The sequence below is a fragment of the Rhizobium sp. 3T7 genome, from assembly GCF_020166565.1.
Lineage (GTDB): Bacteria > Pseudomonadota > Alphaproteobacteria > Rhizobiales > Rhizobiaceae > Rhizobium.
In genome coordinates, this window is sequence record NZ_JAIQXS010000005.1 from 129,594 (window position 1) to 142,272 (window position 12,679).

General features: G+C 60.1%; 11 protein-coding genes. All 11 read left to right on the top strand.

Annotated features, from left to right (window positions below):
• The first annotated feature begins 3 nt into the window (after positions 1 to 3).
• The 11 genes from nuoF (at position 4) to K9B32_RS09830 (ending at position 12,679) form a co-directional block, all read left to right on the top strand.
• Positions 4 to 1,308 (top strand): NADH-quinone oxidoreductase subunit NuoF, encoded by a 1,305-nt coding sequence (gene nuoF, locus K9B32_RS09780; protein ID WP_224561702.1) that lies wholly within the window; start codon positions 4 to 6, stop codon positions 1,306 to 1,308.
• A 5-nt stretch (positions 1,309 to 1,313) separates the two neighbouring features.
• Positions 1,314 to 1,949: a 5' DNA nuclease gene (locus tag K9B32_RS09785; protein WP_224561703.1), complete on the top strand. Its 636-nt coding sequence runs from the start codon at positions 1,314 to 1,316 to the stop codon at positions 1,947 to 1,949.
• 220 nt (positions 1,950 to 2,169) lie between these two features.
• Positions 2,170 to 4,251, top strand: a complete 2,082-nt coding sequence (nuoG, locus tag K9B32_RS09790) for an NADH-quinone oxidoreductase subunit NuoG (RefSeq protein WP_224561704.1) — start codon at positions 2,170 to 2,172, stop codon at positions 4,249 to 4,251.
• 12 nt (positions 4,252 to 4,263) lie between these two features.
• Positions 4,264 to 5,307 carry an NADH-quinone oxidoreductase subunit NuoH gene (nuoH, locus tag K9B32_RS09795; protein WP_224561705.1) on the top strand — a complete coding sequence of 348 codons (1,044 nt, stop codon included), beginning with the start codon at positions 4,264 to 4,266 and terminating at the stop codon, positions 5,305 to 5,307.
• Positions 5,308 to 5,347: 40 nt separating this feature from the next.
• Positions 5,348 to 5,839 (top strand): NADH-quinone oxidoreductase subunit NuoI, encoded by a 492-nt coding sequence (gene nuoI / locus K9B32_RS09800; RefSeq protein WP_224561706.1) that lies wholly within the window; start codon positions 5,348 to 5,350, stop codon positions 5,837 to 5,839.
• A 141-nt stretch (positions 5,840 to 5,980) separates the two neighbouring features.
• Entirely contained in the window at positions 5,981 to 6,595 is a 615-nt protein-coding gene (locus K9B32_RS09805) for an NADH-quinone oxidoreductase subunit J (protein WP_224561707.1), read from the top strand.
• 29 nt (positions 6,596 to 6,624) lie between these two features.
• Entirely contained in the window at positions 6,625 to 6,933 is a 309-nt protein-coding gene (nuoK, locus tag K9B32_RS09810; protein WP_007531803.1) for an NADH-quinone oxidoreductase subunit NuoK, read from the top strand.
• A 6-nt stretch (positions 6,934 to 6,939) separates the two neighbouring features.
• A complete protein-coding gene (gene nuoL / locus K9B32_RS09815) occupies positions 6,940 to 8,940 on the top strand; it encodes an NADH-quinone oxidoreductase subunit L (RefSeq protein ID WP_007789675.1) in 2,001 nt (666 codons plus the stop codon).
• Entirely contained in the window at positions 8,940 to 10,451 is a 1,512-nt protein-coding gene (locus K9B32_RS09820; protein WP_007789678.1) for an NADH-quinone oxidoreductase subunit M, read from the top strand. Before nuoL ends, K9B32_RS09820 begins: the two co-directional genes overlap by 1 nt.
• An 18-nt stretch (positions 10,452 to 10,469) precedes the next feature.
• Positions 10,470 to 11,915 (top strand): NADH-quinone oxidoreductase subunit NuoN, encoded by a 1,446-nt coding sequence (gene nuoN, locus K9B32_RS09825; RefSeq protein WP_132593990.1) that lies wholly within the window; start codon positions 10,470 to 10,472, stop codon positions 11,913 to 11,915.
• On the top strand, positions 11,915 to 12,679 hold the full coding sequence (locus tag K9B32_RS09830) for a biotin--[acetyl-CoA-carboxylase] ligase (protein ID WP_224561708.1): 765 nt from the start codon (positions 11,915 to 11,917) through the stop codon (positions 12,677 to 12,679). Before nuoN ends, K9B32_RS09830 begins: the two co-directional genes overlap by 1 nt.

Sequence of the window (12,679 nt, forward strand, 5' to 3'; positions counted from 1 at the left end):
AGCATGTTACAAGATAAAGACCGCATCTTTACCAACATCTACGGCCTCAAGGACAAGTCCCTGAAGGGCGCGATGAGCCGCGGCCACTGGGACGGCACAAAGCAGATCCTCGAAAAGGGTCGCGACTGGATCATCAACGAGATGAAGGCCTCGGGGCTTCGCGGACGTGGCGGCGCGGGCTTCCCGACCGGTCTCAAGTGGTCCTTCATGCCGAAGGAAAGTGACGGACGCCCGCATTATCTCGTCGTCAATGCTGACGAGTCGGAGCCCGGTACCTGCAAAGACCGCGATATCATGCGCCACGATCCGCATACGCTGATCGAAGGCTGCGTCATCGCAAGCTTCGCCATGGGTGCGAACGCCGCCTACATCTACGTCCGCGGTGAATACATCCGCGAGCGCGAGGCGCTGCAGGCTGCTATCGACGAATGCTATGACTACGGTCTGCTCGGCAAGAGCAACAAGCTTGGCTACCCCATGGATATCTACGTCCATCATGGTGCTGGCGCGTATATTTGCGGCGAAGAGACCGCATTGCTCGAAAGCCTCGAGGGCAAGAAGGGCCAGCCGCGCCTAAAGCCGCCGTTCCCGGCGAACATGGGTCTCTACGGCTGCCCGACGACCGTGAACAACGTTGAGTCGATCGCCGTTGCTCCGACCATCCTGCGTCGTGGTGCGGGCTGGTTCTCCTCGATTGGTCGTCCGAACAACGTCGGCACCAAGCTTTTCATGCTTTCCGGTCACGTCAACAAGCCGTGCACGGTCGAAGAAGAAATGGGCATCACCTTCCGCGAACTCGTGGATCGTCACGCTGGTGGTATCCGCGGCGGCTGGGACAACCTGCTCGCCGTCATCCCGGGCGGCGCATCGTGCCCGATCGTCCCGGCCAAAGACATTATCGACTGCCCGATGGATTTCGACGGCCTTCGCGCTGTCGGCTCGTCCTTCGGTACGGCTGCCGCGATCGTCATGGACAAGTCCACCGACGTCGTCAAGGCGATCGCCCGCATCTCGGCCTTCTTCAAGCATGAGAGCTGCGGCCAGTGCACGCCGTGCCGCGAAGGCACCGGCTGGATGTGGCGTGTGATGGAGCGCATGGCCAAGGGCAATGCCCAGAAGCGCGAAATCGACATGCTGTTCCAGGTCACCAAGCAAATCGAAGGTCACACTATCTGTGCGCTCGGTGATGCTGCTGCATGGCCGGTGCAGGGTCTGATCCGGAACTTCCGTCACGAGATCGAAGCGCGTATCGACCAGTATACGGCAAGCGCGCTGGATCACGGGGCGGTTCTTGAGGCTGCAGAGTAAGCGCGATGACGACGAAGGCGTCCGACAGCATGAAGAAGGAAGGAGCGGCTGATTTCTCGGCCGACTTCGGTCGTCTTGCTGCCGAGATGCTGGAAAACGCTCGCGCGCTGCCCGTGCCGCCTGTGATGGTCAACCCCGCTGCGGCAATGGCTGCGGCGACGGCGATCGGTTTCGGCTTTTCGACACAGATGGCCGGCGCGTTTTTCGGAGCCTTGCAGGGTGCGCTCGATGCAACGAGCAAGCTGGCGGCAGTACTTGACGAAACGCCGCCCGATGAAGGCGAGCCTGAGGTCGAGATCCGGCCGGAGAATGTTCGCTCCACGCCTGCTAAGAAGGCAACCGCCAACGTCAAGCTTTCGGTTGTTCCGGCTCGGCAACCGGACGTAAAGCCCGAGGTGGTTACAAAGCCCGCATCGCGCGCCCGAAAGGCTGACGATCTGAAGCAGATTTCTGGCATCGGCCCGAAGATCGAGCAGGTCTTGAACGCCAAGGGTATTCGCACCTTCGCCGTCATCGCTGGCTGGTCTCACGAGGACGCGGCACGTATTGACGCGGAGCTCAGCTTTGATGGGCGCATTGCGCGTGACGGCTGGGTAGCGCAGGCCAAGGCGCTCGCCGCCAAGGGGCGCAAACGAAAGTAAGTTTCTTCGGCCGGAACGGCCGGAACAAGGTCAAGGCTGAAGAGTGAAGGGCAGGGGCCTGAAACCGCAGAGGCCGAAAGCTGATCCCGGATCTCGGGGTGAGCAGAGAATTTGAGCGACACCGACGCCAACGGGATAAGAAACCGGCCTGGCAGCGAAACTGTTGCAAAGTGGGTTTGTTTGCCGCCATCCGGCAAACGGAAAACAGGACTGAGTGACGATGGCAAAACTGAAGATTGACGGCAACGAGATCGAAGTTCCGGATCATTTCACGCTGTTGCAGGCGTGTGAGGAAGCCGGTGCTGAAGTTCCGCGCTTCTGCTTCCATGAGCGCCTTTCGGTTGCCGGCAACTGCCGCATGTGCCTCGTTGAGGTAAAGGGCGGCCCGCCGAAGCCGCAGGCATCCTGCGCCATGGGCGTGCGCGATATCCGCGGCGGTCCGAACGGCGAGCTTCCGGAGGTCTTCACCAACACGCCGATGGTCAAGAAGGCCCGCGAAGGCGTGATGGAATTCCTGCTGATCAACCATCCGCTGGATTGCCCGATCTGCGACCAGGGCGGCGAATGCGACCTGCAGGACCAGGCGATGGCCTTCGGCATCGACAGCTCGCGTTATCAGGAAGACAAGCGCGCCGTCGAAGACAAATATATCGGACCGCTCGTCAAGACGGTCATGAACCGCTGCATTCACTGCACGCGCTGCGTTCGCTTTACGACCGAGGTGGCCGGCATCTCCGAACTCGGCCTGATCGGCCGCGGCGAGGACGCCGAAATCACCACCTACCTCGAGCAGGCGATGACCTCCGAGCTGCAGGGCAACGTCGTTGACCTCTGCCCGGTCGGCGCGCTGACCTCGAAGCCGTTCGCCTTCACGGCGCGTCCGTGGGAGTTGAGCAAGACCGAAACGATCGACGTCATGGACGCGCTCGGTTCCGCCATCCGTGTCGACACACGCGGCCGCGAAGTCATGCGCGTGATGCCGCGCGTTAACGACCAGATCAATGAAGAGTGGATTTCCGACAAGAGCCGCTTCATCTGGGACGGCCTGAAGACGCAGCGCCTCGACCGCCCCTACGTCCGCAAGGATGGCCGATTGCAGGCAGCGACCTGGGGCGAAGCCTTCGGTGCGATCAAGGCTGCCGTGGCCGCGACCAGCGGCGAAAAGGTCGGCGCGATTGCCGGCGACCTCGCATCCGTCGAAGAAATGTACGCTTTGTCGGAGCTGGTGAAGTCGCTCGGTTCCGAGAATCTCGACTGTCGTCAGGATGGGACGGCACTTGATCCGTCGCTCGGGCGTGCAAGCTACGTCTTCAACCCGACAATCGAGGGCATCGAACAGGCGGACGCGCTGCTGATCATCGGCGCCAACCCACGCTTCGAAGCGGCCGTGCTCAACGCCCGCATCCGCAAGCGCTGGCGTCGCGGCAACTTCCCGATCGGCTTGATCGGCGAAGCCGGCGAACTGCGCTATGACTATGAATATCTCGGCGCTGGCCCGGATACGCTGAGGGATCTCGTCGACGGCAACCATGCCTTCACGAGGGTCCTGACGGATGCCAAGAAGCCGATGATCATTATCGGCCAGGGCGCTCTGTCGCGCACCGATGGCGCTGGCGTTCTCGCAACTGCAGCTAAGCTTGCCGGCACCGTCGGCGCGGTTGTCGAAGGCTGGAACGGATTTGCGGTCCTCCATACTGCTGCGTCGCGTGTCGGCGGCCTCGACCTCGGCTTCGTTCCGGGCGCAAAGGGCGTCAACGCTGCAGAGATGCTGGCGTCGATGGACGTTCTCTTCCTGCTCGGCGCCGACGAGCTTGATTTCGCCGCCAAGAAGGCAAAGTTGACGGTCTACATCGGCTCGCACGGCGACAACGGGGCCCATCATGCCGACGTCATCCTGCCGGCTGCTGCCTACACCGAAAAGTCCGGCACCTGGGTCAACACCGAGGGTCGTGTTCAGATGGGTAATCGCGCAGGCTTCGCACCGGGCGACGCCCGCGAAGACTGGGCAATCCTGCGTGCGCTTTCCGACGTGCTCGGCAAGAAGCTTCCGTTTGATTCGCTTGGCGAATTGCGTGCAAAGCTCTATGCGGCATTCCCGCATTTCGCAGCGCTCGACGAGATCGCTGAAAGCGACAGCGCCAAAATTGCCGCAGTTGCGAAAAAAGCCGGCAAGATGAACAAATCCGGGTTTGCGTCGCCGGTCAAAGACTTCTATTTGACGAACCCGATCGCGCGCGCTTCGGCCGTGATGGCCGAGTGCTCGGCATTGGCCCGCAATAACTTCAAAGTCGCGGCAGAGTAAGGGCAGGGGACTATGGAATCGTTTGTTTCAACTTATGTCTTGCCCGGCCTCCTTATGGTCGGTCAGTCACTTCTTCTCCTGGTCTGCCTGCTCGTCTTTATCGCCTACATCCTGTTGGCCGACCGCAAGGTCTGGGCGGCCGTGCAGCTCCGCCGCGGTCCGAACGTGGTGGGCCCGTGGGGCCTTTTCCAGTCCTTCGCCGATCTTTTGAAGTTCGTCTTCAAGGAGCCGGTCATTCCTGCCGGCGCCAACAAGGCGGTCTTCCTGCTGGCGCCGCTCGTGACCGTGCTTCTGGCGCTGTCGACCTGGGCCGTCGTGCCGCTGGCAGATGGCTGGGTCATCGCCAACATCAACGTCGGCATCCTCTACATCTTCGCTATCTCGTCGCTTGAAGTGTACGGCATCATCATGGGCGGCTGGGCTTCGAACTCGAAGTACCCGTTCCTCGGTGCACTGCGTTCCGCCGCGCAGATGGTGTCCTACGAAGTCTCGATCGGCTTCGTTATCGTCACCGTGCTGCTCTGCGTTGGTTCGCTGAATCTGACGGATATCGTCCATGCCCAGCAGGCCGGCCTCGGCACGCGTCTCGGTCTGCCGTCGTCGTTCCTCGACTGGCATTGGCTGGCGCTATTCCCGATGTTCATCATCTTCTTCATTTCGGCGCTTGCCGAAACGAACCGCCCGCCTTTCGACCTTCCGGAAGCAGAATCGGAACTCGTCGCCGGCTTCATGGTCGAATACGGCTCCTCGCTCTACATGATGTTCATGCTCGGCGAATATGCGGCCATCGTTTTGATGTGCTCGCTGACGACGATCCTGTTCCTCGGAGGCTGGCTGCCGCCGGTCGACGTGTGGTTCCTGAACTGGGTTCCGGGCGTAATCTGGTTCACGCTGAAGTCGTGCCTGGTGTTCTTTATGTTCGCGATGGTCAAGGCATTTGTGCCGCGCTATCGCTACGACCAGCTGATGCGCCTCGGCTGGAAGGTCTTCCTTCCGCTGTCGCTTGCCATGGTCGTTATCGTTGCATTCGTGCTGAAGCTGACGGGTTGGGCATGATCATGCCGGCCCTCGTTTCAAGCAATATTGGAGGTTGAAGATGGCAGGCTTGTCCAACGCTGTCAGCTCGCTGTTCCTGAAGGAATTCGTCAGTGCGTTCTGGCTGACCTTCCGGTACATTTTTAAGCAGAAGGCAACGATCAACTACCCGTTCGAAAAGGGGGCGGTCAGCCCGCGCTTCCGCGGCGAACACGCACTGCGTCGCTATCCCAACGGTGAAGAGCGCTGCATCGCCTGCAAGCTCTGCGAGGCGATCTGTCCTGCCCAGGCGATCACCATCGAAGCCGGCCCACGCCGCAACGATGGCACGCGCCGCACGGTTCGTTACGACATCGACATGGTCAAGTGCATCTACTGTGGCTTCTGCCAGGAAGCATGCCCGGTCGATGCGATCGTCGAAGGTCCGAATTTCGAATTTGCAACGGAAACCCGCGAAGAACTCTACTTCGACAAGGCGAGGCTTCTGGAGAATGGCGACCGTTGGGAGCGCGAAATCGCGCGTAACATCGCGCTGGACGCACCGTACCGTTGATCGAAATTGAAATGCCGGAGTGCCGCCCGTTGCGTGGCTTCCGGTCAACATGCACCGAGGCTTTGCCGGATCCCGTCCTGCGAAGCTTCATCGGGCAGGGAAACTCCCGGCTGCCCGGGGGAAGATGAAAAAGGCACCAACATGGGTCTGCAGGCTCTATTTTTCTATCTTTTCGCCTTTGTCGCGGTAGCGTCGGCGTTCATGGTCATTTGGTCGAAGAATCCGGTACATTCGGTTCTCTTCCTGATCCTGGTTTTCTTCAACTCGGCCGGCCTCTTCCTGCTGCTTGGCGCCGAGTTCCTGGCGATGATCCTGCTCGTCGTTTACGTCGGTGCCGTGGCGGTCCTCTTCCTCTTCGTGGTCATGATGCTCGACATCGACTTCACGGAGCTGCGCGCCGGCGTTCTCGAATACGCGCCGATCGGTGCGATCATCGGGTTGATCCTCGCGGCTGAGCTCATCGTTGTCGTCGGCGGCACGGTCATTTCGCCGGAGATCGCCAAGACGGTCGCGATGCCGATCCCGGCTATGACGGAGCGCACCAATACCGCCGCACTCGGCGACGTGCTCTATACGAACTACGTCTACTTCTTCCAGATCGCTGGTCTCGTGCTGCTCGTCGCTATGATTGGTGCAATCGTGCTGACGCTCAAGCATCGCACGCACATCAAGCGGCAGAACATTGCCAGACAGGTTGCCCGTAATCCGGCGACCGCCGTTGAGGTGGTCAAAGTCAAGCCGGGGCAGGGCGTTTGAGGCAGGCGCGAGCTTAAGGAACAAACACAATGGTCATCGGACTTTCCCATTACCTGACGGTCAGCGCCATCCTCTTCACGCTCGGCGTCTTCGGCATCTTCCTTAACCGGAAGAACATCATCGTCATCCTGATGTCGATCGAGCTCATCCTGCTTGCGGTCAACATCAACATGGTCGCCTTCTCGTCATTCCTCAACGACATCGTCGGCCAGGTTTTTGCACTGTTCATTCTGACCGTTGCTGCTGCTGAAGCGGCCATCGGTCTTGCAATTCTCGTCGTCTTCTACCGCAACCGCGGCTCGATCGGCGTCGAAGACGTCAATATGATGAAGGGCTGAGGGCTCATGTTTTTATATAAAGCTATCGTCTTTCTTCCCCTGATTGGCGCGATCATCGCCGGCCTCTTCGGCCGCGCGATCGGCGCCAAGGCATCGGAATACGTTACCTGCGGTTTGATGATCATCGCCGCCGTTCTCTCGTGGTACGTTTTCATTACGGTCGGCATGGGCCACCACGAAGGTGGTCCGATCAAGGTCGAGGTCCTTCGCTGGATCCAGTCCGGCGGCGTTGACGTTTCCTGGTCGCTGCGCATCGATACGCTGACCTCGGTCATGCTGATCGTCGTCAACACGGTCTCGACGCTGGTACACGTCTATTCGATCGGATACATGCATCATGATCCGCATCGTCCGCGCTTCTTTGCCTACCTCTCGCTCTTTACCTTCGCCATGCTGATGCTGGTGACCGCCGACAACCTGGCCCAGATGTTCTTCGGCTGGGAAGGCGTTGGTCTGGCCTCGTACCTGCTCATCGGCTTCTGGTTCAAGAAGCCGTCGGCAAACGCCGCTGCGATCAAGGCCTTCATTGTCAACCGCGTTGGCGACTTTGGCTTCATCCTTGGTATTTCCAGCCTGTTCGTGCTCTTCGGCGCGATCAATCTCGATACCATCTTCGCCAACGCTGCGAGCTTTGCTCCGGCCGAAGCCGGCGGCGAGGGCGGCGAAATCGTTCTCAACCTCTTCGGCATGCACCTGGACAAGGCACAAGCGCTGACCGGCGCCTGCCTGCTGCTCTTCATGGGCGCAATGGGTAAGTCGGCACAGTTCCTGCTGCATACTTGGCTGCCTGATGCGATGGAAGGCCCGACGCCGGTGTCGGCACTTATCCATGCCGCAACCATGGTTACCGCAGGTGTCTTCCTTGTCGCCCGCATGTCGCCGCTGTTCGAGCTTTCGCCAGATGCGCTTGTGTTCGTAACGACGATCGGTGCCATCACGGCCTTCTTCGCCGCGACTGTCGGCCTCGTGCAGAACGACATCAAGCGCGTCATCGCCTATTCGACCTGCTCGCAACTCGGCTACATGTTCGTCGCGCTCGGGGTTGGCGCTTATGGCGCGGCCATCTTCCACCTCTTTACGCACGCCTTCTTCAAGGCTCTGCTGTTCCTTGGTGCCGGCTCGGTGATCCACGCCGTCGATGGCGAGCAGGACATGCGTTACATGGGCGGTCTACGCAAGCACATCCCGGTCACTTTCTGGATGATGACGATCGGCACGCTGGCGCTGACCGGCGTCGGCATCCCGTTCACCCCGATCGGCTTTGCGGGCTTCTTCTCCAAGGACGTGATCATCGAGGCGGCTTACGCGTCGCACTCGCCGGTCGCAGGCTTTGCCTTCACGCTTCTGGTCATCGCCGCTCTCTTCACCAGCTTCTATTCCTGGCGTCTGGCGTTCCTGACCTTCTTCGGTCAGCCGCGCGCTTCGCACGAAGTCATGCACCACGTTCATGAATCTCCGCAGGTCATGCTGGTTCCGCTCTATCTTCTTGCCGCCGGCGCGGTTCTTGCCGGTGTCCTTTTCGAAGGCCGTTTCTACGGCGAGGAATACGCTGAGTTCTGGAAGGGTGCGCTCTTCACCTCCGAGCACAATGAACTGCTGGAAGAATTCCACCACGTTCCAGCGTGGGTCGGCCTCAGCCCCTTTATCGCCATGCTTGTTGGCTTCGTCACCGCTTGGTACATGTACATCAAGTCGCCGTCGACGCCGCGCGTCCTCGCCAAGCAGCATCGGGTTTTGTACCAGTTTCTCTTGAACAAGTGGTACTTCGACGAACTTTACGACTTCCTGTTCGTACGCTCGGCAAAGGCGCTCGGCCGGTTCTTGTGGCAAAAGGGTGACGTCGGCGTCATCGACACCTACGGTCCGAACGGCATCGCTGCCCGCGTCGTCGATGTCACCAACCGCGTCGTGCGCTTGCAGACTGGTTACCTCTATCACTACGCGTTCGCCATGCTGATCGGCGTTGCGGCGCTTGTTACCTGGATGATGCTCGGGAGTTCCTTCTGATGACCGATTGGCCTATTCTTTCAACGGTCACCTTCCTGCCGCTCGTCGGCGTGGTGCTCCTACTGCTGATGAATGAAAACGGTCCGAGTGGCCGCCGCAACGTGCTCAACATCTCGTTGATTACGACGGTCGCGACGTTCGTCCTTTCGCTCTTCCTCTGGATCGGTTTCGACAATGCGAACCCGGGCTTCCAGATGATCGAGAAGCATGGCTGGCTGGGCACCGGCATCAGCTATCATCTCGGCGTTGACGGGATCTCGATGCTCTTCGTGATCCTGACGACCTTCCTCATGCCTTTCTGCGTGCTGGCGAGCTGGCTGTCGATCGAGAAGCGCCTGAAGGACTACATGATCGCTTTCCTGATCCTGGAAGTGATGATGGTCGGCGTCTTCGTTTCGCTTGATATCGTTCTCTTTTACGTCTTTTTCGAAGCCGGCCTCATTCCGATGTTCCTCATCATCGGTGTCTGGGGCGGCAAGGATCGCGTCTACGCCAGCTACAAGTTCTTCCTCTACACGCTGCTGGGCTCCGTTCTGATGCTGCTCGCCATTATGGCGATGTACTGGCAGGCCGGCACCACCGATATTCAGGCACTGCTCGCCTACCAGTTCCCGCCACAGATGCAGACCTGGCTCTGGCTTGCCTTCTTCGCGTCCTTCGCGGTGAAGATGCCGATGTGGCCGGTTCACACCTGGCTTCCGGACGCGCACGTTCAGGCGCCGACGGCCGGCTCGGTCATCCTGGCCGGCGTGCTCCTGAAGCTCGGCGGCTACGGCCTGATCCGCTTCTCGCTCGGTATGTTCCCGGTTGCCTCCGAGTTCTTCGCACCGCTCGTCTTTGCGCTGTCTGTCATCGCCATCATCTATACCTCGCTGGTGGCGCTGATGCAGGACGATATGAAGAAACTGATCGCATACTCGTCCGTTGCCCACATGGGTTACGTGACGATGGGTATCTTTGCGGCCAACGCGCAGGGTCTGCAGGGTTCGATCTTCCAGATGCTGTCGCACGGCATCGTCTCGGGCGCTCTCTTCCTTTGCGTCGGCGTCATCTACGACCGAACCCATACCCGCGAGATTGCTGCCTATGGCGGTCTGGTCAACAACATGCCGAAATACGCTGTTGCGATGATGGTCTTCACGATGGCAAACGTCGGCCTGCCGGGCACCTCGGGCTTCATCGGCGAATTCCTGACCCTGATTGGCGTCTTCCGCGTCAACACCTGGGTCGCGCTCTTCGCCGCAACGGGCGTTATCCTCTCCGCTGCCTATGCGCTCTGGCTCTATCGCCGGGTCATCTTCGGCGCGCTGGAAAAGGAAAAGCTGAAGGCGCTGCTCGACCTTTCTCGGCGTGAACAGCTGATCCTCTATCCGCTGATTGCACTGACCATCTTCTTCGGCGTCTATCCGGCTCCGGTCTTCGATGTGACCGCTGCATCGGTAGACCAGCTGATCCATAGCTACACGGCCGCAGTCCAGGCAGCGCACGACGTTGCGCTGTCGATGAAATGATGACGGGACTTTTGGGACATGACCTCTGAAACAATTCTCGCAAGCCTGCATCTTTCCATTCCGGAGTTGATCCTCGCGGTCGGCGCCTTGGTGTTGTTGATGGTCGGCGTCTTCTCGGGAGAGCGCTCCGGCCGTATGGTCAGCGTTCTCGCGCTGATCGTGCTGGCGGCAGCCGCTCTCTGGCTGATCTTCGTTCCGAGTGAAGGCGTTGCTTATGGCGGCGTCTTCCTGTCGGACGGCTTCGGTCGCTTCATGAAGATCACGGCGCTGGTCGGCTCGATGGTGGCGCTCTTCATGTCGCTCGGCCTTGCCAGGGAAAACCAGCTCGACAAGTTCGAGTTTCCGGTTCTACTCGTGCTCTGCACGCTCGGCATTCTGCTGATGATTTCGGCCAACGACCTCATCTCGCTCTACCTCGGCCTCGAACTGCAGTCGCTGGCAATCTACGTCGTCGCTGCGATCAATCGCGACAGCGTCAAGTCCACGGAAGCCGGCCTGAAGTACTTCGTGCTCGGCGCGCTCTCCTCGGGCATGCTGCTATACGGCATGTCGCTGGTGTATGGCTTCACCGGCCACACGCAGTTCGCTGCGATTGCTCAGGCATTGACCGTTGACGGCGCGCGTTCGCTCGGCCTCATTTTCGGCCTTGTCTTCATCCTTGCCGGTATCGCCTTCAAGATTTCGGCCGTTCCGTTCCATATGTGGACGCCGGACGTTTACGAAGGTGCGCCGACCCCGGTCACGGCTTTCCTTGCAAGCGCCCCGAAGGTTGCTGCGATGGCGATGATGACCCGCATCGTCATTACCGCCTTCCAGCCGGTTCTGGCCGACTGGCAGCAGGTCGTGGTCTTCATTTCGATCGCCTCCATGCTGCTCGGCTCCTTCGCCGCAATCGGCCAGAGGAACATCAAGCGCCTGATGGCCTATTCGTCGATCGGCCACATGGGCTATGCGCTGGTTGGTCTCGCCTCCGGCACGCAGACCGGCGTCTCGGGTGTCATGCTCTACATGGTCATCTACATGGTCATGACACTCGGCAGCTTTGCGATCATCATGTCGATGCGCCGCAAGGACGGCACGGTTGTCGAGGAGGTCAACGATCTGGCCGGCCTGTCGACCACCAATCCGTTCATGGCGACGGTGCTGACCATCCTGATGTTCTCGCTGGCCGGTATTCCTCCGCTCGCAGGCTTCTTCGCGAAGTACTTCGTGTTTGTCGCTGCAATTGAGGCAAAGCTCTATGCGCTTGCTATCATCGGCATTCTCGCATCGGTCGTCGGCGCGTACTACTATCTCCGCGTCATCAAACTAATGTGGTTCGATGAAGCCACCGACGAATTTGCTCGCGTGTCCGGCTCGCTGCGCCTGGTCTTCGGTGTCTCCGGTCTCTTCGTTCTCGCCTATGTCCTCATCGGCGGTCCGATCGGCGGCGCAGCCGAGCTTGCTGCTGCGACGCTCTTTTGATGAACTCCGAGACACGGCGCCGGATATCGCTCGACGATTTCAGGCACGAGGCTCTGTCGGAGACATCGTCCACCAACAGCGAATGTCTTGCCCGTGCGCGGGCAGGGGACCGCGGTCTCCTTTGGATCACGTCGGAAAAGCAGACCGGCGGCCGTGGCCGCCGGGGTCGCCCCTGGGTTTCCGAGCGGGGCAATCTCTATGCCTCGCTTCTCCTTATCGATCCGGCGCCCATGGAGCGTCTGGGCTCGCTGCCGCTGGCGATTGCCGTCGCGGTGCATCAGGCCGTGCGCCAGGTGTTGCCGCACACGGCCGAGCGGCTGGAAGTGAAATGGCCGAACGATATCCTGATCGGGCGAAAGAAGACCAGCGGCATTCTCGTCGAGGCCGAAGCCCTGCCTGACGGGCGCCACGCGCTCGTCATCGGCATCGGCATCAATGTCGCTTTCATGCCCGGCAACCCGCTTTACCCTGTGACTTGCCTACGCGAGCAGGGGAGCTCTGCTTCCCCTGAAGAGGTTTTCGCGCATCTCTTCGCGTCGATGGCCGAAGTCCTCGAGGCATGGGATCGTGGCCGCGGAGTGCGCGAAATCACCGAACGCTGGCGCCAAGTCGCCTGCGGTATCGGCGAAAAGATAACTGTGAACCTGCCGGACCGGTCGATTTCCGGCAACTTCGCCGGAATTGATGATAATGGCCTGTTGATGCTCGATACTGGCGCAGGCAGGATGATGACGATTGCTGCCGGCGATGTCTTCTTTGGTTGA